Here is a 19,709-nt window from a genome sequence, read left to right on the forward strand (position 1 = left end):
TGGGCGAGTGTAGGGGCCGGACCGGGCGCTGCCAAGGGGCGGCGCGCACGTCCCCGGGCGCGGGGCCGCCCCCACGGTGCTGTACTGGCTCGTATGGCCAGTGGACAGGGACGCCGCCGCAGGCGGCGCGCCGAGCGGGCGGAGCGCGAACGCCGCACGCAGGAGACCCGCACCCGGGTACGGCTGCTGATCGAACTGACCGCCCACAACGGCACCTACCGCAAGGGACTGCTCGCCGCCGCCGCGGGACTCAGCCCGCAGGAGGCGACCATCCTGGCGGACCTGGAGGGCCACGGCCTCCAGGTCCCGCAGCTGCACGACGTGCTGTGCGGCGGCCACGTCCTGGTCGACGACCGGGAGCTGTACGACGCGTGGCTCTTCCCCGAGGTGAGCCACCACCGGCTGTCCAGCCACCACCGCGACATCGACAAGTCGCGCTACCCGGACATCGGCATGCGCGGCCAGGTGGTGCGCGAGAAGCTGCACGGCCGGACCGCCGGCGGCACCTGGCTCCAACTGGAGAAGACCCCGGCCGCGTTCGGAAGCCGCCGGCTGCCGACCCTGGACGACGTGCGGCACCTGATGGACTACGTCGTCTACCGGGTCACCCGCAGCAACGTCGGCCCGTGGGGCCTGTCCCGGGTCACCGAACGGCGGCCGATGTACCTGTCCCCCGCGGTCGCCGTGCCCACGGCGCTGTCATCGGCCGTCTCCCGCTCCCTGGCCGCCGAACTGCGGCGGATCGAGACCGAGGACGACACCACCTCGGCCTCCGCGGACCTGGCCGGCCGCTTCCCCCCGCCCGAACGGGCCGACCCGTCGGACGAGCTCGGCGGGACGCTGTCCGGCCGCGCCGGACGCGGACTCTTCGGCAACTCGCAGGTGTGGATCACCGAGGCGCCGCTGCCGCCCGCCGCCCGGATCCTGTCCGCCGCCGGGAACCAACCGCCCGGCACCCGCTGGATCGGGGCGGCCCGGTGAGCACGGCCGAGGGCCGCGGGCCGCAGGCCGACGGATCCGTCTCGATCCCGGAAGGGCTGGTCACCTCGGTGGTGGGCCTGGTGCACACCGGAGCCGTACCGCTCGGCGCCTACACCAGCGCCGAACTGACCGTCGTGGACGCGGTCGTGGACTTCCTGGAGGCCCGCCCCTCGGACGAGGTGCTGGCCGAGGCGGTCCGCTCACTCGCCGCGCGACACCTCCTGGTCCCCGGAGCCGGCGAGGACCAGATCCAGGTCCGCGGCGACCTCGGCATCGCGGTGGCGTTCCAGCGGCGCGCCCGGAGGGTGCTGGACGCGCGGATCACCGGAGCCCGGCCCGGCGAGGCCTGGCGGATCCTCGTACTGCCCCAGCCGGAGCGCATCTGCCTGATCGTGCACATCGACGCGCTCGGGGTCCACGAACTCTCGCTGCGCACCCTCGACGAGACCCTCCGGATCGTGGCCGAGTGGCTGCCGCAGGGCCCTTGGGCCCCGTCCGATCCGGCGCTGGACGCCGACACCGTCCTCGCGTCGGCGGAACGCTCCGCACTGCTGACCGCCGTCCACTACACGGCGGTCGACTCGGCGGAGGTCGCCGGGGAGAGCACGGACGTCGTCCTGGCCCGCCGGAAGGAGCGGCTGCACGCCTTCGTCCGCGACCCGGCCGACCCCGCCCGTCTGACGGCGCGGACCGGACGCGGCAGGAGCGTGCGCGACACGCTCGCCGACCTGCTCGACCAGGAGCCGCCCGGACGGCGCGAGGAACCGCCCCGGCCGGCGGAAGGGCGCCCCGCGCAAGGCGACTGACGCACCGTCACCACACTCTCCACCCCTCTGCCGCCCCACCTCCTCACCGAACCCCGGGACGGCACACGAACCGCTACGGAAACACCGCAACCGCGCGGCCGGAGTCCCTGGTCTACCGACCGGTGCGCCAGTAGATTCCTCCCATGCGGAGGCGACCGCGCTGCGGAGCGGTCCCGGTGCGAGGCAGGTGCGCTGTGAGCCGTCCATCACCGAGCCGGCCGTTCGCGACGCTGTCCGGCGAACTCACCCAGGTGCTGCGGTCGGGTCCGTTCGACCTCGCGCTGCGCACCGCGATCCGGGACAGCGGGCTGAGCCTGGACGGGATCCGGCGACGGCTCACCCGGCAGGGCCTCCAGGTCAGCGTCTCCAGCCTCAGCTACTGGCAGCGCGGGCGCAGCAGACCCGAGCGGGCCGAGTCGCTGACCGCCGTCCGGGCACTGGAAGCGCTGCTGGGGCTGCCGCCGGACTCGCTGATCGTGCTGCTCGGGCCGCGCCGGCCGCGGGGCCGCTGGGTCGACCACGTCCCCGGCTCGCTCGACTACGTCAGCGCCGTCGGCGACCCCGCGGTGGAGGGCGTCCTCGCCGACTTCGACCCCCGGGCCAACGGACGGGTGGAGACCCTGCACACCAGGGTCGACATCCACATCGGGGCCGGGCAGGAGGAGCGGCGGATCGACGTGGTGCAGCTCGTCCGGGCGCTCGCCGCCGGCGCGGACCGGCTGATCCTGCTGACCCGCGCCGACCGGGAGACCGGCCAGGACCGCAGCCCCGACAGCGGCCCCGGTGTGTTCGACCTGGTCGGCTGCCGGCTCGGCCGCCGCCGCACCGACCCCGAACACGGCCTCGCCGCAACCGAGTTGCTCTTCGACCTCCCGCTCACCCCGGGGCAGTCGGCGGTCGTCGAGTACAGCTACGCCTATCCCTCGGCCGAGGCCGCCACCCGGTACGAGCGGATGGTGAACTTCCCCGGCAAGAACCTGGTCCTGCGGGCCCGGTTCGACCGCCGGACGCTGCCGGTGAGCTGCCGGCTCTCCTGGCGGCCGAACCACGACGCGCCGGCGCAGCCCGCCGAGGACGTCAGGATCTCCTCGGCGGGCCACGCCTGCGCCGTCCTCCCCGAGACGTTCCCGGGGGTCTACGGGCTGTCCTGGGAGTGGGGCGACGACCTCCGGCCGGACCGGGCCGTCATCTGACCACGGCCGGCGAGAGGGCGGCCGCGGCGAGCAGCGCCGCGCCGCCCGAGCCGTCCGCGGGGACGGTCCACAGGTCGGAGCCGCTGTCGCCGGGCATCGCGTAGGCGAGGGTGCGGTCGTCGATCCACAGCGCCTGGTCGTCGATGCCGCGCTGCTCGGCGGTGGCCGTCTCGGCCATCGTCCGCAGGTCCAGGACGTACAGCCGCCAGGGGTCGTCGTCGGAGAGCCCGGCGACGCGCTTCTTGTACGCGACGCGCGTCCCGTCCGGGGACAGCGAGGGGCACTCCACGTTGCCGTGCAGCGTGGTGAGGGTGCGCCGGCCGACGTCACCGGCGACCAGGTAGGTCTGCCCGCGGGTCGCCAGGGTGGCGTAGAAGTGCTCGTCGTCGGCGAAGGTCACGCCCCAGATGTTGACGTCCGAGGCCCGGTACGGCCGGCCGTCCAGGGTGACCGCGAAGTCCTCCAGGTTCTCCTGGAGGGTCCAGGTGCGGGTGTCCAGGACGGAGGTGCGGGTGGAGAAGGCGGTGCCCGCGTAGGAGTCGCCGCTGAGGAACACCGTCCAGGCGACCAGGTGCCCGGAGGGCGAGACCCGGTCGCGGGTCGGGATGCCGGCCACGTCGTAGTGGCGCACCTCGTGCAGGTCGGCGTCGAGGACCACCGCGCGGTAGGTGTCCTCGACCAGGCCGTGCACGGCCTGGAGGCAGATGCCGGTGCCGGCCGCGGCGTGGAAGCGCAGGCAGGCCGGCGCCGACACGGTCCGGGTGGTGTCCGGCCGCGCCAGCGGGACGGAGGCCAGCTGGTCGCGCCGGTCGCCCCACGTCATGCTGCGGAACACCAGCCGGGCCCCGTCCGGCTGCGGGCCGAGCCGGACGGGGCCGGGTTCGCCGCGCGGGTCGTCGGCCGCCGGCCTCCTGTTGCCCGGCGCCGCGTCGGCGGCGTGCAGGACGGCCCAGGCGCCGGCCGTGGCGAGCACGGCGACAACGGTGAGCAGGACGAGCAGGCGGCGGCCGAGGGTCATACGGTCTCCTGTGCGGCGGAGTCGGGGGCGGCGGGCCGGTCGGCGGCGGGGTGGTCGGCGGCGGGGCCCAGCAGGCGGGCCGCCGCGCCGACGGCGAGCGCGAGCGCGGCCGCCATCACGGCGAGGGCGGTGGTGTCCCCCCAGCGGGTCCACAGCGCGCCCACCGCGAGCGAGCAGACGAACCGTCCGAGGGCCTGGCCCGTGCCGACCAGGGCGAGACCGGCGCCGCGCCGGGCGGCGGGCACGGTGTTCGCGGTGGCGGCGGCGAGCAGCCCGTCGGTCGCCGCGTAGAAGACCCCGTGCAGGGTGAGGACGGCGGCGGCCAACGGCAGACCGCCACCGGGCCGCAGCAGCACGAGCGCGTACGCCGCCAGCAGCATCAGGTGGCCGAGCAGGAAGCTGCGCCGCCGCCCGATCCGGTCACCAGCCGCGCCCAGCGGGACGGCCAGCAGCAGGTACACCGCCGCCGTGCCGAGCGGCAGCAGCGGGAACCACCCGGCGGACAGGCCGAGCCGCCGTTGCAGCAGCAGGTACAGGAACGAGTCGCTGACGGTGGCGAGCCCGAGCAGCGTGGAGCACAGCGCGATCCGGCGCAGCCCGGCCAGGCGCAGCAGCGCGGTGACGCGCAGCCGATTGCCGGCCGGCAAAACGGCCGGCAGGGCGTACGGGCCGCGGCGGCCGGGCACGAACAGCACCAGCACGAGCACGCCGAGCGCGGCGACGCACGCACTGACCGTGAAGACGGCGTGGTAGCCGCCGGGCGCGGCCCGCAGGATCAGGAAGGCGAGCAGCGGGCCCGCGAGGGCGCCCGCGGTGTCCATCGCCCGGTGCACGCCGAAGGCCAGGCCGCGCTGCTCGGCCGGGGTGGACAGGGAGATCAGCGCGTCGCGGGGCGCGGTGCGCAGCCCCTTGCCGGCCCGGTCGGCCGCGAGGACGGCTCCGAGCACCGGCATGGTGCCGGCGACCAGCAGGGCGGGCTTGCAGAGCGCCGACAGCCCGTACCCGGCCGCGGCGACCGACTTGTGGCGGCCGCCGCGGTCGCCGAGCAGGCCGCCGAGCAGCCGGACGAAGGCCGAGGCGCCGTTGTAAATGCCGTCCAACAGGCCGAAGCCGAGCGGGGAGACCCCGAGCGCGGCGACCACGTAGAGCGGCAGGACGGCGGAGACCATCTCCGAGGAGACGTCGGTGACGAGGCTGACGCTCCCGAGCGCCAGGACGGTTCCGGCGATCCGCGGCGACCGCCCCGGCCGGTCGGCCGGGGCGGCGTCGGACGCCGTGGGGCGGCGGCTGTCCGCGAGGTACACGGTCAGTTCCAGATACCGGTGACGTCCGTGGCCTGGGCCGCCTTGCCGGCGTGCGTCGACAGGCCGGCCAGGTCCTCCACGGTGCGCAGGACGTCATAGTGGTTGTAGGACGCGGAGGAGGTGCTGCCGGCCTTGACGGGCTGCCCGAACACGAGGGTCGGGATGTGGTTGCCGCTCTGCTTGTTGTCCTCGTCGTAGGTGACGATCAGCAGGCTGTTGTGGGTCTTGGCCCAGGTGGCGTAGCCGTCGAGGTTCTTCTTGATCCAGCCGTCACCGGTGCCGACCGAGCAGTCGTGCATGTCGCTGCAGAGGTTGGGCACGACGAACGAGACGGCGGGCAGCTGCGCGAAGTCGGTGGGGAACTGCGCGAAGGTGTGCCCGGAGTCGGCGGGGACGTTCTTGAAGGCGAACCAGGGGTTGTGCTTCTGGGCGTACTTGCCGTCCTTGCAGGTGGTGGAGCCCTCCTTGGGGAGCGACTCGTTGTAGCTGCCCCAGGTCTTCTTCGCCGCGATCAGCTCGGAGGCGAGGTTCGCCGCGGTCATCGAGCCGACCTTGTAGCAGCCGTCACCGGTGATCTTCTGGGTGGAGCCGGAGAAGACCGCGAAGTAGTTCGGCTGGCTGGGGTGGGTGATGCCGTACGAGTTGGTGAGCAGGGCGCCGTTCTCGGCCAGCGAGTTGAGGTACGGGGCGTCCTTGCTGCCGATGATCTGCGAGAAGGCGTGGTTCTCCATCATGACCACGACGATGTGGTCCGGCTTGGGGAGCCCGGCGGCCGAGGGGGTGGTGACACCGGCCGACGCGGAGCCGACACCGGTGAGCGTGACGGCGAGGCCGGTGACGAGGGTCGCGGGCACCGTCACGGCGATCGCGAGCTTCCTGCGGCTGCGCCGGTGGCGGTGGGGGGTCGCGGAGGTCATTCCTGTCTCCAGGTGATGAGGTGGGGGGATTCGCCCGGTACGGGAGGCCTGGTGCGCCGTCCCGCTGCTGCGGACAGGGATTGACGCTCCCTCACCCGCCGGGAGTGCGTCAAGGTCCGGTGCGGCCGTCCGGTTCTTCCTGTTGATGACCCGTCCAATTCCGTGGACGGCGCACCCCTTGCGGGACAGGCGCTGCGCTCCGCCGCAGGCCGGCGGTGCTGTCCAAAACTGTGGATTCGTCACCGCGCTTGTGGCGACGGGGTGGTGTGCGAGCGTGCGCGGGGCCCGCCGTCCCGGTTCCGGACGTGCGGAAGCACCGGTAGCGGCCACGGGCCGCACCGGTGCTCGTGCTGGTTCGGGAACTACCCCGTCAGCACCGGGGACGGGCGAGCGCGAGCCCGCCGCGCGCCGTCTCCTCGACGGTCTCGGGCCGCTCCCCGGTCAGGCCGAGCAGCGGGGCCACGGTGTGCGGGCCGGACGGGCCGACGCCGTTGTTGAAGAGGTCGACGGTGCTGATCACAGGGGCTCCACGGTCGTCGGGTCGGCGAGGAAGGGCCGGTGAGGGAGGGCCGGTGAGGCAAGGTCGGGGGCGGGGCCGGTGAGGACGGGTCGGCGGCCGGAGCACCGTGGGGGTGCGCTCCGGCCGCCGCACGCGAGGGGGCGTCAGCGGGCGGACAGGCCGCCGACGTACAGCAGGCGGTTCGGGCTGCCCCGGCCGGCGCTGCCGATCCTGCCGGGGGTCGCGGCGTTGACCAGGGCGCTCTGCACCTCGGCCGGGGTCGCCTGGGGGTGGGCCGACAGGTACAGCGCTGCGGCACCGGCGACGTGCGGGGCGGCCATCGACGTGCCGGTCAGCACGTGGGTGTCCTCGTCGCCGGAGTTCCAGGCCGAGGGGATGCCCGTCCCCGGCGCGAACAGGTCGGTGCAGGAGCCGTAGTTGGAGTCGGACCGGCGGACGTCGCCGGAGGTGGCGTTGTTGACCACGATCGCCTCGGCGACGTCACCGGGCGAGTTCTTGCAGGCGTCGGCGTTGCCGTTGCCCGAGGAGACCACCCAGGTCACCCCCGACGCGATGGAACGCTTGATCGCCTTGTCCTCGGAGGCGCTGACGCCGCCGTTGATGCTCATGTTGACCACGGCCGGCTTGACCGCGTTCCTGGTGATCCAGTCGGCGGCCGAGATGATCGACGAGGTGGGGATCGAGTCGTTGCACGGGGTGACCCGCACGGAGACCAGCTTCACGCCCTTCGCGACGCCGTAGTCCTTGCCGCCGACGGTCCCGGCGACGTGGGTGCCGTGGCCCACGCAGTCGCCGCCGTCGCGGCCGTCGCCGACCAGGTCCACCCCGATGCTCGCCCGGCCCTGGAACTGGCTGTGCGTGGTGCGCAGGCCGCTGTCGACCAGGTAGACGGTGACGTTGGAGGCGGTGCCGGAGTAGGTGTAGGACCTGTCCAACGGCAGGTCGCGCTGGTCGATCCGGTCCAGCCCCCAGGAGGGCGGGGACGGCTGGGTGGACGAGTGGCGCTGCACGCCGTCCTGCTCGACGTAGGAGACCGCCGGGTCCGCGGCGACCAGTCTCGCCTGGGCCGGCGTCATCTCCGCGGCGTAGCCGTGCAGCGCGGTGTCGAAGACGGTGCGCACGGCGCCGCCGTGCGCACCCGCGAGCCGTGCCGCCGTGGCGGCCACCGCCGAACGCTGCTCGGCCGCCGCCGCGGCGGTGGCCGGTGCGGCGGCGTCGGTGTCGGTGTCCTTGAATATCACCAGGTAGCGGCCGGCGATCGGTTCGGCGGCGGCACGGACACCGCCGGTGGCGGGCGGGGCGGCGGCGTTCGCGGGGGCGATCACCAGCACGGCGGTGGCCGAGGCGACGACGGTCGCGGCCGCCACCGCGACGCCGTACTTCTTCCTGCGGGCGTGCCGTGGGAGCTGATGCGATGACATGGTGGCCTCCGGAGAGAGGGGTTCGTGGCCCTGGACCGTCCAGGGCGGAACCGGTCTACCCGGAGCGTGTCGCCCGCGGTGGCGCCCGGTCGCCAGTGGCGCGGACGGGCGGCCGGGGTCCCTCCGCCGTGACGACACGGACCGGCCGGACCGGCCCGGACCGGCTCCGGGTTCGGGCCGCCCTGGTGCCGTGCGGGTGAAACGTGCCACCATGCCCCCCACCGGCGGGCTGTGCCCGCAACGGCGGGTCTGTGCTGCTTGCGCACCGGTAGACGGCTCACCGCCGTCCGCACTGAGAGGCCCTCGATGACCGACGACGACCTGCCGACGCACCTGCTCCGCCTGGGCCTGACGGACCGGCAGGCCCAGACCTACCTGGCCCTGCTGGCGATCGGCCCCTGCGGCCGGAGCGATCTGGCCGGCGAACTCGGCCACCACGGCATCGACGAGGAGGACCCGTCCCACGCCGGGGAACTGGACCGGCTCCTGGCGCAGTTGCGCAGACTGGGCCTGATCACCACCTCGGGGGCGGACGGGCGCGAACACGTCCCGGTCGAGCCGACCATCGCGCTGGAGTACCTGGCGCACGCCCGTACCGCCGAGCTCCGCCAGGCGCACCAGGCCGCCGTCTCCGCCTACCGCGGCTACCGGCGCACCGTCAGCCCCCAGGCGACGGAGGACCTGGTCGAGGTGGTGACCGGCCCGTCCATCGTGGAACGCATCTGGAACATCGAGGAGGCCGCCGAGTCCGAGGTCCTGCGCTTCGACTCGCCGCCGTACCACACCGACGGAGCCGCGAACCCGGTCGAGGTCGAGAAGCTCCGGCAGGGCGTGGAGTACCGCGTCGTCTACTCCAAGTCCGCCGTGCAGAACCCCGCCTACTACAGCGTCAACATCCAGCCCTGCATAGCCGCCGGGGAGCAGGCCCGGGTGCTGCCGACCGTGCCGGTCAAGCTGACCGTCTTCGACCGGCGGCTGGCGATCGTGTCGATGTCCTTCGTCGAGGCGGAGGTCAACGACTCGCTGCTGGTCGTCCATCCGTCGAGCCTGCTGTCCGCGCTGACCGGACTCTTCGAGACCGCGTGGCGGACGGCCCTGCCGATGCACCGCAGCGACCGCGTCCCGCCGGCGCTCAGCCCCGTCCACCGCCGGATCCTGGAACTGCTGGCCACCGGCGTCACCGACGAGACCATCGCCGAGCTCCTCGGCATCAGCCGCCGCACCCTGTCCCGCCAGCTGGAGCAGCTCAACACCCGTGCCGGCTCGCTCACCCGCTTCCAGATGGCGCTGTACGCGGCGCGCAGCGGGTGGATCTGAGCGGGCGGCCGCGGGTCACGAGGTGGCCGCGGGTCACGGGGTGGCCGCAGGCCCGGGCGCGGCGGCGGCGCGGGCCTGGGCGGCGGCCCGGATCGGGGAGGGGCCGCAGGCCCAGACCATGATCCGCCCGCCGGTCCGTGCCAGCGGACGGTCCCAGGCCGCCCGGACCACCAGCGGCCGGCGGACGCCGAGTTCGGCCCTCGCCCAGGGGGGCAGCAGACCGATCGAGGCGTTCGTCAGGAGCCGGACGGCGAGGCGTTCGCGGCGGCTGCGGCCGAACCCGCGCAGCAGCCGCAGCACGTCCAGGGCCGGCGGCGTCACCCGCAGGTCGGGCCGCACCCGGGCCAGGTACGCCGCCACCGCGGCGCGGGACTTCGGGACCTCGGCGGCGCCCAGCCGTTCGGCGACGAGCGCCGCCCGCGCGTAGTAGTCGTCGCACTCGGCGGCGGTCAGCGGGGTGACGGCCAGCGCCTGGTAGCCGGTCAGGAAGCAGGACACCTCGGCGGTGTGCACCCAGGTGAGCAGCGCGGGGTCGTCGGCCCGGTAGGGACGGCCGTCCGGTGCGGTGCCGCGGATCCGCGGGTGGATCCTGCGCACGCCCGCGATGGCCTGCTCGGCGGCGGCCGTCGAGCCGAGCGTGGTGGTGGTGACGAAGCGGGCCGTCCGGTTGAGCCGCCCGGTCGGGTCGACCCGGAAGTCGGAGTGGGCGTCGACGGCGGCCATGGCCAGCGGGTGCAGGGACTGCAGGAGCAGTGCGGCGAAACCGCCGACCAGCATGCCGGCCGGGTGTCCGTGCACCCGCCACACCACGCTGTCGGGGCCGAACAGGCCCTGGTCGCCGGCCGGGCGGTCGTAGCGCTCCAGGTGCAGGTCCTGTCCGTGCACGGTCGCGTTGATCTCCGCCAGCAGCCGGGCGCGCAGCGCGGCGAGCGGTGTGCGCCACCCGGTGACACCGGTGTCCGGCCTCATCCCGCCCCTCCTCCTCGCCCTTGTGCCGTCCGGCCGACCACCCTACCGACCGCACGGGCCGGTGGGCAGGGCGCCGACCCCGCGGCGGGGTCGGCGCCCGGAGCCGCCCGGGTCAGGGGGTGCAGCCGGTGGTGGTGTTGCCGGCCGGTGCCGGCACGGTGCGGCTGGGCGGCGGGGTGACGCCGTCGCGGGTCCAGGCCACCAGGTCGTCGAAGGCCGACGTGAAGCAGTCCTGCATCGGGCGGACCACCTTCGGCGCGATGTCGTGGAATCCGTCGGTGTGGGTGCCCTTCTCGATCCGGTAGTACCTGTGCAGGTCGCCGCGGCCGGCGTCGGCGACCATCCGGTCGTAGACGTCCCCGGTCCGGGTGATCGGGAGCAGGACGTCGTAGGTTCCCTGGAGGGTGATCAGCGGCCTGGAGATCCGGCCGGTCAGCGAGACCCGCTCGACCGCGTCGTGGACGGCGGCGGGCCGGGAGGCGTAGTCGTAGTCGGTGTCGCAGCCGGCGCCCGTCCCTTCGGGGCAGAACGGGGTCCCGCCCTGGGTGGCGCCGTCGTAGTCGGGGTCGAGCTCCTCGCGGACGGTGCGCTGGAGGGAGTCCCACAGGAAGGCGTAGTGGCCCTTCCAGAGGTCCTCGGAGCCCTCCGGGTACCCCTCGGCGTACATCGCCTCCGCCGCGCCGGGCTCGTGGTTCGCGAAGCGGGGGTAGGCGCGCAGCGCGGGCGGCAGGTTGGTCAGCAGGTTGGGCGCGTCCCGGGTGAGCAGCAGGCCGTTCCAGTCGATGCCGCCGGTGTACAGCTGCGGGACGTGCTCCAGCTGCCAGCGCACCAGGTAGCCGGCCGCGGAGAGACCGGCGGCGTACGTCCGGGTCGGCGCCCTGCCGTAGTGCCGGGCGGGCCGGCGACGACCAGGCCGCCGTTCCAGTGCTCGGGCAGCCGGATCACGAACTGGCTGTCGTGGTTCCAGCCGTGGAGGGCGTTGGTGGTGGAGGTGTCCGGGAAGTACCCGTCCAGCTGCACGCCGGGGACGTGCGACGGGTTGACGGTGCCGACCGCCTGGAGGCCCTTGGTGTCCTCCGCGTCGGTGAGTCCGGCCGGGAGGCCGGCCGTGGTCAGGTCGTCCAGGCAGTGGCTGACCAGGCGCTCCGCGCCGGGAACGCGCGGCCGCTGCCCCTCGCAGGCCGCGCCGGCCGCGCCCGCGCCGGCCACGGGGAGCAGGCCCAGCGCCAACACGGCCGGGACGAGGGCCGTCAGTGAACGCCAACGTCGGAACATGGGGTGAACACTCCTCGGATGATGGGGACGAGACGTGCGGTGAACACGCAACAGGGCGACCGTAGGCCGCCGGGCGGGGCCGCCAGCAGTGCCGGACGGCCACTCCCGCGGCACCCGTCGCCCGGCTCGCGTCCCCTCCCTGCCGATCGGCACATGACCTGTGGCCACACTTCGGGGCGGCCCTCCCCCGCTCCGTCGCCCTGCCGTATCGTCCCTGGTGAACGGGCCGGCGACGACCACGGCAGCCGGCCGCGGGGACGAGGGAGCGGAGGGCGCACCCGATGCGCAACCGACGACGGATCGGCGGAGGTGGGCTCGCCCCGCTGTACTACGGGCTGTTGGTCGCCGCCCTGGCGGTCTGGGTCGACGCCGCGCCGCTCGGCGGCGACCCCTTCGACACGTCGAACGCCCTGCCGTCCCTGGCACTCGGGCTGGTCGCGCTGCCGTCGGTGCTCCCCCTGATCCTCTCCGGCGCCGGAGCCGCGCTCGACCGGGGCCCGTTCCTGGCCCTGGTGGTGGTCCTCGCCTGGGCGGAGGCCGCCGCCGTCCACCGGGTCGTCACCCGGCTCCGCGCCCGCCGGACCGGAAGCTAGGGCCCTGTCAGGCCGGTCTTGCCGGGCCCGCGAGACCGACCGGACAAGACCTCGCGAGAAAGAGCAGCAGATGGCCTCGCCACCGACCGCCGTACCGTGGATACCGCCCGTGCTGTACACGGCTGTTCTGGTCGGCGGGACCTACCACGCCGCCGTCGCGGACGGCCCCGTGCACCGGGGGCGCACCGCAGGGTTCGCGGCGGGGCTGGTCCTGCTGCTCGCCCTCGAACTGCTGGAACGCCGCCGCTGGTCACCGAGCACCCCCGCCCGCGCCGCGGCCGTCCTGCTGGCCGTGCGGGTGGTGCTGTTCTCGGCGGTCGCCGTCGCGGACGGCTCGGGTGTCTCGCGGGCGCTGTTCGTCCTGGTTCCCTTCACGGCCTGTCTGGCCTTCGGCCGGCGGGCCGGGCTGCTCTCGGGGGCCGCCTGCGTCGCCCTGCTGGTCGCCGGCTACGCGGTGTGGGTGCCGCGGTGGTGGGTGCGGGCGGCCTACGTGTCCGACCTGCTGATGTTCGCGCTCGGCCTGGCCCTGGCGCTGTCGATGGCCGCAGTGGCGGTGCGCGAGCAGGACGGCCGGGCCCGGCTGGAGGGCGTGCTGGCCGAGCTGGAGCGGGCCCACTCGCGGCTGTCCGACTACGCCCTGCGGGTGGCCGAGCTGTCCGCGGCGGGCGAGCGCGTCCGGGTCGCCCGGGAGATCCACGACAGCCTCGGCCACCATCTCACCGCCGTCGCCGTCCAGTTGGAGAAGGCCGAGGCGTTCCGCGAACTCGACCCGGTGGCCTCCGCCGAGGCGGTGTCCGACGCCCGCTGGTCGGCCGGGCGCGCGCTGACCGAGGTCCGCGAGTCGGTGAGCGCGCTGCGCGGCGCCCGTCCGTTCTCGCTCACCCGTGCGCTCGCCGACCTGGTCCGCCATCTCGGGGACGACCGGCTGACGGTGACCCTCGACGTCACCGGCGAGGAGGCCGGCTACGACGCCGCATCGCTGACCGCCCTCTACCGCGCCGCCCAGGAGGCGCTCACCAACGCCCGCCGCCACGGGCGGGCCACCCGCATCGAGGTCACCGCGGCCTACGGCGAGTCGGCGGCCCGGCTGGTGGTCGCCGACAACGGCCGGGGCTTCGGCGCCGCACCGGCCGCGGCCCCGAGCGGTACCGGCTTCGGTATCCGGGGCATGCGGGAGCGGGTCGAACTCCTCGGCGGGCACGTCGAGATCGAGGACCGCCCGGCCACCCGCCCGACGGCCGGCGCGGTCGTCACCGTGACGGTCCCCCGAGGCCCGCTGCCGGCGGGGAGCACCCGGTGAACCCGCCGCCGCCGAACGAGCGACCGGTGGCCGGCAGCGGCACCGGGGCACCGGTGCGGGTCCTGGTCGTCGACGACCAGGAACTGGTCCGGGAGGGGATCGCCTCGCTGCTGGGCATCCAGCCGGGTGTGACCGTGGTGGGGACCGCCCCCGACGGCCGCCGGGCGGTCGAGGCCGCCGTCGCCCTGCGGCCGGACGTCGCCCTGATCGACGTCCGGATGCCCGGCATGGACGGGATCGAGACCACCGAGGTGCTCGGCGCACGGGTGCCGTCCTGCCGGATCGTCATGCTGACCACCTTCGACGACCAGGAGTACGTCGCCCGGGCGCTCCGGGCCGGGGCCGTCGGCTACCTGCTGAAGAACCTGCCCTCCGCCGAACTGGCCCGCTCCGTACGCCTCGTCCACGCCGGCGTCGCGCAGCTCGACGCCACGGTCCTCGGCCGCCTCGCCACCGCACTGGCCGCTCCCGCGCCCGAACCCGGCCCGCCGGTCACCGCCCCACCGGCCACCGTCCCGCCGACGGTCGTCCCGCGAGCCGCCGCCGGACCTGCGGCCGCCGGTCCGGCCGACGCCCTGACCGGACGCGAGGTGGACGTGCTGCGCCTGATCGCGGCCGGCTCGACCAACCGGGAGATCGCGGCCCGGCTCCACCTCAGCCAAGGCACCGTCAAGAACCACATCAGCCGCATCCTCGGCCGCCTCGCCCTGCGCGACCGCACCCAGGCCGCGCTGTACGCCCGCGACCACGGTCTGCTCTGACCGGCCGGCCGCCGCCACCGGACCGGTCCGGCCGCGGGACGCACCGCCCGCGTTCCCGGGGTGGCGCCCGTCCGGGGGCCACCATGGGGGCGTACGCATCCCCGGCGGCAGTGAGTGAGGTGCCCGCGTGAGCGGCATGACAAGGCTCGTCCCGGCGTCGCTGCGCGGGTACCGGCGAGCGTGGCTCGGGCGGGACGTGCTGGCCGGGGTGGCGCTGTCCGCGGTCGCGATCCCGGAGGTCATGGGCTACGCGTCGATCGCCGGGATGCCCATCGTCACCGGGCTGTACACGCTGATCCTCCCGGCGGTCGCGTTCGCGCTGCTGGGGTCGTCGAAACTGCTGGTCGTCGGCGCGGACTCGGCCACCGCGGCGATCCTCACCGCCGGACTGCTGGGGCTGGGGGTCACCGGCCTCGTTCCGGGTTCGCCTCGGTGGGTCGCGCTGGCCGGACTGGTCGCGCTGTTGTCGGGCGTCATCCTGGCCGCCGCGCGGCTGCTCCGGCTCGGTTTCCTCGCCGACTTCCTGTCGGCGGCCGTCCTGATCGGGTTCCTGACCGGGGTCGGCGTCCAGGTGGCGACCGCTCAGATCCCCGAGCTGCTCGGTCTCCCCCGGGGGCGCGGCAACTGGTTCCAGCAGCAGTGGTCCTGGCTGAGCCGCCTCGATCAGGTGTCGTGGCGGACGTTCGCCTACGGCGCGGCCACGATCGTGATCATCCTGGTCCTCAAGCGGGTCCTGCCGGCCTTCCCCGGCTCGGTCGTCGCGGTGGTCGCACTGATCGCCGTCTCCGCGGCGACCGACGCGGCCGGCCACGGGGTCGCGGTCGTCGGCGCCGTCGAGGGCGGGCCGCCCCCGATCGGTCTGCCGTCCGGTCTGACCCCCGGGGACGTCTCCCTGGTCTTCACCGTGGCGCTGTCCTGCGTCGTCCTGATCCTGGCGCAGAGCGCCGCGACCTCGCACAGCTTCGCGACGCGGCACGGCGACCGGGTCGACGTCGACCGCGACCTGGTCGGCCTCTCCGTCGCCAACCTCGCGGCCGGCCTGAGCGGGACGTTCGTCGTCAACGGCTCCCCCACCAAGACGGAGGTGCTGGACCAGCAGCACGGCCGGACGCAGGTCGCCCACCTGACGATGGCGTTCCTCTCCCTGCTGGTCGCGCTGGTCTTCACCGACCTGCTGGCCGACATGCCACTCGCGGTGCTGGCCGGGATCGTGTTCCTGGTCGCCCTCGGCCTCGTCGACGCCCGGGGCCTGCGACGGATCCGCGCCCGGCGCCGCAACGAGTTCGTGGTCGCAATCCTGACCGCCTTCGCGGTGTTCGGCCTCGGCGTCGAGCAGGGCGTCCTGCTGGCCCTCGCGCTGTCGCTGTTCGAGGTGATCCGCCGGGAGTACCGGCCCAAGGACTTCGTGGTCGGGGTCACCACCGAGGGCGAGCCGACGTACACGGTCGCCGGGCCCGGGATCCAGAGCGCTCCCGGTCTGATCGTCTTCCGCTTCAACGCGGAGCTGTTCTACGCGAACGCGGGCCGGTTCGCCGACGAGGTCAGGGCGCTGGTCGACGGCGCCCCCGACCCGGTGCGCTGGCTGGTGCTCGACGCTGCGGGGATCGCCGACGTCGACTACTCCGCCGGGATCCGCCTGCACGGCCTCCTCGACTTCCTCGCCGCCCGCGGCATGACGTTCGTCCTGGCGCGTCCCGACGCCGCGCTGGTGAAGACCCTGAAGGTCTACGAGCTGTGGCAGCGGATCCCGCCCGAGTACGTCTTCGGCAACCTGATCGACGCCATCCGGGCGTATGCGGCCTCCGGGCCGCCGGCCGGATGAGACGGCCCGTGCGGGCGGCCCGTGCGGACGGCCGCCCGGGTACGGCCCAGGGCCCGGCGCCGATCGCGGCCGGCGTGCGACCGGCACCGGGGTGCGGCGGTACGGACCGTCAGACGGCCGGCTGCTGCTGGGTGACGCAGTGGATGCCGCCGCCGCCCGCGCCCAGGTAGTCGATGTTGAGCTGCTCGACGGTGCGGCCGGGGAACAGCCGCGCGAGCGTCGCCCTGGCCGCGCTGTCCGCCGAGGTGTCGCCGAACTGCGCCGAGATCACCGCGCCGTTGCAGACGTAGTAGTTGGCGTAGGACGCGACGAAGTCGGCGCTGGTGGAGCGGATCCGGTTGTAGTCGGGCCCCTGGATCCTGGTCACGCCGATCGGACCGCCGGCGGCGTTCGTCGAGGTGGACAGGGTCTGGTACTGCTTGCGGGCGTCCTGGGCCCAGACGTCGTTGTCGCCGGCGAGCGGCATCTGGACCGTACCGGCGCCGCCGGCGAGGAAGCGGGTGGTCGCGTCGACGTGGTCGTCGGTGATGTCCTGGCCCGTGATGCCGGCGAACCAGATCACCTTGGAGGCGCCGTACGCGGCGCACATCGCGGCCTCGATCTGGGCCTGGGTCCGGTTGGGGTTGCGGTTGCCGTTGATGATGCTGCTGCGGGTGGCGAGCAGGGTGCCGGCGCCGTCCTGCTCGATGGCGCCGCCCTCGGCGACCAGGCCGGCCGCGGTGAACGGCACGCCCGCGTAGGCGGCGATCCGCCGGGCGACGAGCGCGTCGTTGGCGTGGGTCTGCTTGTTGCCCCAGCCGTTGAAGTTGAGGCCGACCGCGTCCAGGCCGCCGGATCCGTCGGTGCGGAAGACCGCCCCGGTGTCGCGCATCCAGCAGTCGTCGACCGGGATCGTGGTGATGACGGTGACGGCGGAGCCGCACATCGAGCGGGCCTTGGCCGCGCTGGCGGGGTTGGCGCACATGATGACCGGCTCGTACCTGGCGACGGTCTTGGCGATCAGCGCGATGTTGGACTGGACACCGCTGAGCTTGGTGCGCCAGATCGCGCTGCTGTCGGGCCAGGCCATCCAGGTGCGGGTGTGCCGGACGTCCTCGCCCGGGACGACGAAGGCACCTGCGGCGGACGCGGCCGGTGCCGCGTCCTGCCGGGCGCCCTCGCGGGTCGCGGCGAGGGCCGAGGATCCGGTCGCCGCGGTCACGGCCGCGCCGGCGGCGGCCAGTCCGGCGGCCGCGAGGAACTGCCGCCGGCCCAGGGATCTTCCCTCAGGAGCGTGGGGGTTCATCCTGAATCTCCAGTCAACTGCCCGTCGGGGTAACGGGGTTGAGCCGAACGGTATAACTGACCAAGCGCTCGGTCAATTACTTGCGCAGGACTCCTCCCGGCCGATTCACCACCCGACGCACCGGCCGATCGGACCCACCCCGCCGGCCGCCCACCACGGCACGGCGATCGCCACCGGCGCACCCCGGACACGCCCCGGAGCGGCCGATACAGTTGCGCCATGGCGACCCGCGCGACCGACCTGAGCACCCACGCCCCCGAGACCCGGCCCGCGGCGCGCACCCGTGCGGCCAAGGGCGAGCAGACCCGGGCCCGGCTGATCGCCGCCGCGCGGACACTGCTCGCCGGCGACACCGCCGGGCGGTTCACCACGCGCAACGTCGCCGCCCTCTGCGGGGTGTCGCACGGGATGTGCCACTACCACTTCCAGGACCGCACGGACCTCATCGTGGCGGTGATCGAGGACATCCGGCCGGAGTGGATCACCCCGCTGGAGGAGGCCGTGGACGGGCCCGGCACCTTCGCGGACCGCGCCGAACGGGTCGTCGGCCTGCTGACCCGTCCGGAGAGCCCGGACCTGGCCCACCTGCACTCCGCCCTCCACTGGCTCGCCCTCAACGACGAGCGCGTGCGGGCCGGCCTGGAGGCGGAGTACGGGCGCTGGCGGTCCTGCTTCGTCCGGCTGTTCCAGGTGCTGGCGGACGAGCGGCCGGGCGCGACGGACCCGCGTCCGCTCGCCGAGGCGTTCGCGGCGGCCGTGGACGGGCTCGCCGCGATCGGGTCCCTCGGCTCCGCGGTGGACACCGAGGCCGTCCTGCGGACGCTGATGGCCGCGCTCTCGGCCGACCCTGTCTGAGCCCGGCCCGCGCCGCCACCGGGCCCGAACACGGGGGCCGCGCGGGGTGCGGGCCGCGGGGCGCGGACGTCACGGGCCGGTGGCGCCCGGTACCGCGGGCTGCTGCCGGGTGGAACAGTGGATGCCGCCGCCGCCCGCGGCGATGTTGTTGATGGTCACCTGGGTGATCCTCCTCCCGGGGTGCAGGTCGGCGAGGATGCCGGCGGCGCGGTCGTCCGCCGCCCGATCCCCGAAACGCGGGACGACGACGCCGCCGTTGACGACGTAGTAGTTGAGGTAGGTCGCCAGGAAGTCCTTGCCGTGGCCCTCGATCAGGCTGAAGTCCGGTTCCTCGATCTCGACCACGGCGAGGGTGCGCCCCTTGGCGTCGGTGGTCGACCGCAGCACCTGGAGCGCCTGGTCGGAGGCGGTGGTCCAGATGTCCGGCGGGGTGTCGGGGGCGGGCCGGTGGAGGACGACGGTGCCGGGTTCGGCGAAGCGCGCCAGGGCGTCGATGTGGCAGTCGGTGATGTCCTGCCCGGCCACGCCCTTCACCCACAGCACCTCGCCGACCCCCAGCAGTTCCTTCAGGCTCGCCTCGATCCGGTCGCGGGACATCCCGGGGTTGCGGTTGTCGTTGACCCAGGAGCTCTCGGTGGCCATGAGGGTTCCCTCGCCGTCCACTTCGAGGCCGCCGCCCTCACCGGTGACGGGTGCCTGGATCCGGGGGACGGCGTACCGTTCCAGGAGCCGGCGGGCGACCTGGCCGTCCTCGGCGTGGGTCTGCTTGTCGCCCCAGCCGTTGAAGTCGAGGTCGACACCCGCGAGGCCGGCCGGCCCGGTGACGAAGGTCGGGCCGGTGTCACGGGCCCACAGGTCGTCGACCGGCAGCTCGATCACCTCGACCGAGGATCCGCACATCTGCCGGGCCACGGAGGCCTGTTCGGGCCGGGCCAGCAGGACCACCGGCTCGAAACCGGCGACCGTCCTGGCCAGTTGGGCGATGTCCTCCCGGACGCCCGGGAGCTGGTCGCCCCACACCTCCTCCAGGGCCGGCCAGGCCATGAAGGTGCGGGTGTGCGGGCCGGACTCCGCGGGCATCGCCCGCGGCGCCGACGACGGGCCCGGCGTTCCGGCGGGCGCCGAGGCGCCCGTGGTGGCCGCCGGGCCCGGGGGCTCCTCGCCGCCGGACGAGGTGCAGCCCTCGATCAGGGCGAGGGCGGCCAGGGCCGTTCCGGAGCGCAGGAGCGAGCGGCGGGACGGCGTTCGGGCGACCATGGCGGCCTCGTTCCGGTCTGTGCTTCGGGGGCGTGGCTCCGGACGATACTGACCGGCCGGTCGGGCTTCGGTGCGGCGCACGACGCCGTCCGGGCGAATCCCCTCCGGGCCGTGC

General features: G+C 74.4%; 19 protein-coding genes. 9 read left to right on the plus strand and 10 right to left on the minus strand.

Features of this window, described 5'->3' with window-relative positions; genetic code table 11:
- Positions 1 to 93 precede the first annotated feature (93 nt).
- The 3 genes from ACIOFR_RS15420 to ACIOFR_RS15430 all read left to right on the plus strand — a co-directional run bounded on the left by ACIOFR_RS15420 (position 94) and on the right by ACIOFR_RS15430 (position 2,980).
- Positions 94 to 981, plus strand: coding sequence for a hypothetical protein (locus ACIOFR_RS15420; RefSeq protein WP_400996815.1), 888 nt, complete (start codon positions 94 to 96; stop codon positions 979 to 981).
- Positions 978 to 1,787 (plus strand): hypothetical protein, encoded by an 810-nt coding sequence (locus ACIOFR_RS15425; RefSeq protein WP_400996817.1) that lies wholly within the window; start codon positions 978 to 980, stop codon positions 1,785 to 1,787. The genes ACIOFR_RS15420 and ACIOFR_RS15425 overlap by 4 nt, the downstream gene beginning before the upstream one ends.
- 194 nt (positions 1,788 to 1,981) lie before the next feature.
- Positions 1,982 to 2,980, plus strand: coding sequence for a hypothetical protein (locus tag ACIOFR_RS15430; RefSeq protein WP_400996819.1), 999 nt, complete (start codon positions 1,982 to 1,984; stop codon positions 2,978 to 2,980).
- On the opposite strand, the gene ACIOFR_RS15435 is transcribed toward ACIOFR_RS15430, so the two are convergent.
- The 5 genes from ACIOFR_RS15435 to ACIOFR_RS15455 all read right to left on the minus strand — a co-directional run bounded on the left by ACIOFR_RS15435 (position 2,973) and on the right by ACIOFR_RS15455 (position 8,160).
- Positions 2,973 to 3,998 carry a TolB-like translocation protein gene (locus tag ACIOFR_RS15435; protein WP_400996821.1) on the minus strand — a complete coding sequence of 342 codons (1,026 nt, stop codon included), beginning with the start codon at positions 3,996 to 3,998 and terminating at the stop codon, positions 2,973 to 2,975. The two genes, ACIOFR_RS15430 and ACIOFR_RS15435, sit on opposite strands and share 8 nt — an antisense overlap.
- Positions 3,995 to 5,302, minus strand: a complete 1,308-nt coding sequence (locus tag ACIOFR_RS15440; protein ID WP_400996824.1) for an MFS transporter — start codon at positions 5,300 to 5,302, stop codon at positions 3,995 to 3,997. Before ACIOFR_RS15440 ends, ACIOFR_RS15435 begins: the two co-directional genes overlap by 4 nt.
- Positions 5,303 to 5,304: 2 nt before the next feature.
- Entirely contained in the window at positions 5,305 to 6,219 is a 915-nt protein-coding gene (locus ACIOFR_RS15445; RefSeq protein WP_400996827.1) for an alkaline phosphatase family protein, read from the minus strand.
- A gap of 370 nt (positions 6,220 to 6,589) precedes the next feature.
- On the minus strand, positions 6,590 to 6,739 hold the full coding sequence (locus ACIOFR_RS15450; protein WP_400996829.1) for a hypothetical protein: 150 nt from the start codon (positions 6,737 to 6,739) through the stop codon (positions 6,590 to 6,592).
- A 143-nt stretch (positions 6,740 to 6,882) separates the two neighbouring features.
- Positions 6,883 to 8,160 carry a S8 family serine peptidase gene (locus ACIOFR_RS15455; RefSeq protein WP_400996831.1) on the minus strand — a complete coding sequence of 426 codons (1,278 nt, stop codon included), beginning with the start codon at positions 8,158 to 8,160 and terminating at the stop codon, positions 6,883 to 6,885.
- Positions 8,161 to 8,466: 306 nt separating this feature from the next.
- On the opposite strand from ACIOFR_RS15455, the gene ACIOFR_RS15460 reads away from it, so the two are divergent.
- On the plus strand, positions 8,467 to 9,477 hold the full coding sequence (locus ACIOFR_RS15460) for a helix-turn-helix domain-containing protein (protein ID WP_400996833.1): 1,011 nt from the start codon (positions 8,467 to 8,469) through the stop codon (positions 9,475 to 9,477).
- A gap of 33 nt (positions 9,478 to 9,510) precedes the next feature.
- On the opposite strand, the gene ACIOFR_RS15465 is transcribed toward ACIOFR_RS15460, so the two are convergent.
- From ACIOFR_RS15465 to ACIOFR_RS15475, 3 genes are all read right to left on the minus strand, one after another.
- Positions 9,511 to 10,446, minus strand: a complete 936-nt coding sequence (locus ACIOFR_RS15465; RefSeq protein WP_400996835.1) for an oxygenase MpaB family protein — start codon at positions 10,444 to 10,446, stop codon at positions 9,511 to 9,513.
- Between the two features lie 112 nt (positions 10,447 to 10,558).
- Entirely contained in the window at positions 10,559 to 11,275 is a 717-nt protein-coding gene (locus ACIOFR_RS15470; RefSeq protein ID WP_400996838.1) for a hypothetical protein, read from the minus strand.
- On the minus strand, positions 11,182 to 11,721 hold the full coding sequence (locus ACIOFR_RS15475) for a hypothetical protein (protein ID WP_400996840.1): 540 nt from the start codon (positions 11,719 to 11,721) through the stop codon (positions 11,182 to 11,184). Before ACIOFR_RS15475 ends, ACIOFR_RS15470 begins: the two co-directional genes overlap by 94 nt.
- Positions 11,722 to 12,002: 281 nt before the next feature.
- On the opposite strand from ACIOFR_RS15475, the gene ACIOFR_RS15480 reads away from it, so the two are divergent.
- The 4 genes from ACIOFR_RS15480 (at position 12,003) to ACIOFR_RS15495 (ending at position 16,197) form a co-directional block, all read left to right on the plus strand.
- Positions 12,003 to 12,314, plus strand: a complete 312-nt coding sequence (locus ACIOFR_RS15480) for a hypothetical protein (RefSeq protein WP_400996843.1) — start codon at positions 12,003 to 12,005, stop codon at positions 12,312 to 12,314.
- Between the two features lie 70 nt (positions 12,315 to 12,384).
- Positions 12,385 to 13,614: a sensor histidine kinase gene (locus ACIOFR_RS15485; protein ID WP_400996845.1), complete on the plus strand. Its 1,230-nt coding sequence runs from the start codon at positions 12,385 to 12,387 to the stop codon at positions 13,612 to 13,614.
- Positions 13,611 to 14,375 carry a response regulator gene (locus ACIOFR_RS15490; protein WP_400996847.1) on the plus strand — a complete coding sequence of 255 codons (765 nt, stop codon included), beginning with the start codon at positions 13,611 to 13,613 and terminating at the stop codon, positions 14,373 to 14,375. The genes ACIOFR_RS15485 and ACIOFR_RS15490 overlap by 4 nt, the downstream gene beginning before the upstream one ends.
- A gap of 136 nt (positions 14,376 to 14,511) precedes the next feature.
- Complete coding sequence (locus tag ACIOFR_RS15495; protein WP_400996965.1) at positions 14,512 to 16,197, plus strand: SulP family inorganic anion transporter; 1,686 nt, start codon at positions 14,512 to 14,514, stop codon at positions 16,195 to 16,197.
- Between the two features lie 109 nt (positions 16,198 to 16,306).
- On the opposite strand, the gene ACIOFR_RS15500 is transcribed toward ACIOFR_RS15495, so the two are convergent.
- Positions 16,307 to 17,482, minus strand: a complete 1,176-nt coding sequence (locus ACIOFR_RS15500; protein ID WP_400996849.1) for an agmatine/peptidylarginine deiminase — start codon at positions 17,480 to 17,482, stop codon at positions 16,307 to 16,309.
- Positions 17,483 to 17,701: 219 nt separating this feature from the next.
- On the opposite strand from ACIOFR_RS15500, the gene ACIOFR_RS15505 reads away from it, so the two are divergent.
- Positions 17,702 to 18,337, plus strand: coding sequence for a TetR/AcrR family transcriptional regulator (locus ACIOFR_RS15505; protein WP_400996852.1), 636 nt, complete (start codon positions 17,702 to 17,704; stop codon positions 18,335 to 18,337).
- Between the two features lie 69 nt (positions 18,338 to 18,406).
- Here the strand turns inward: ACIOFR_RS15505 and ACIOFR_RS15510 are convergent, their stop codons facing one another.
- Positions 18,407 to 19,594 carry an agmatine deiminase family protein gene (locus ACIOFR_RS15510; protein WP_400996854.1) on the minus strand — a complete coding sequence of 396 codons (1,188 nt, stop codon included), beginning with the start codon at positions 19,592 to 19,594 and terminating at the stop codon, positions 18,407 to 18,409.
- Positions 19,595 to 19,709 lie beyond the last annotated feature (115 nt).

It is taken from the genome of Kitasatospora sp. NPDC088346, from assembly GCF_044740765.1.
GTDB lineage: Bacteria > Actinomycetota > Actinomycetes > Streptomycetales > Streptomycetaceae > Kitasatospora.

Coding starts and splice junctions, on each gene's coding strand:
- ACIOFR_RS15420 (WP_400996815.1), top strand. CDS start 94: ATGGCCAGTGGACAGGGACGCCGCCGCAGGCGGCGCGCCGAGCGGGCG.
- ACIOFR_RS15435 (WP_400996821.1), bottom strand. CDS start 3,998: ATGACCCTCGGCCGCCGCCTGCTCGTCCTGCTCACCGTTGTCGCCGTG.
- ACIOFR_RS15445 (WP_400996827.1), bottom strand. CDS start 6,219: ATGACCTCCGCGACCCCCCACCGCCACCGGCGCAGCCGCAGGAAGCTC.
- ACIOFR_RS15455 (WP_400996831.1), bottom strand. CDS start 8,160: ATGTCATCGCATCAGCTCCCACGGCACGCCCGCAGGAAGAAGTACGGC.
- ACIOFR_RS15460 (WP_400996833.1), top strand. CDS start 8,467: ATGACCGACGACGACCTGCCGACGCACCTGCTCCGCCTGGGCCTGACG.
- ACIOFR_RS15465 (WP_400996835.1), bottom strand. CDS start 10,446: ATGAGGCCGGACACCGGTGTCACCGGGTGGCGCACACCGCTCGCCGCG.
- ACIOFR_RS15475 (WP_400996840.1), bottom strand. CDS start 11,721: ATGTTCCGACGTTGGCGTTCACTGACGGCCCTCGTCCCGGCCGTGTTG.
- ACIOFR_RS15480 (WP_400996843.1), top strand. CDS start 12,003: ATGCGCAACCGACGACGGATCGGCGGAGGTGGGCTCGCCCCGCTGTAC.
- ACIOFR_RS15485 (WP_400996845.1), top strand. CDS start 12,385: ATGGCCTCGCCACCGACCGCCGTACCGTGGATACCGCCCGTGCTGTAC.
- ACIOFR_RS15495 (WP_400996965.1), top strand. CDS start 14,512: ATGACAAGGCTCGTCCCGGCGTCGCTGCGCGGGTACCGGCGAGCGTGG.
- ACIOFR_RS15500 (WP_400996849.1), bottom strand. CDS start 17,482: ATGAACCCCCACGCTCCTGAGGGAAGATCCCTGGGCCGGCGGCAGTTC.
- ACIOFR_RS15505 (WP_400996852.1), top strand. CDS start 17,702: ATGGCGACCCGCGCGACCGACCTGAGCACCCACGCCCCCGAGACCCGG.
- ACIOFR_RS15510 (WP_400996854.1), bottom strand. CDS start 19,594: ATGGTCGCCCGAACGCCGTCCCGCCGCTCGCTCCTGCGCTCCGGAACG.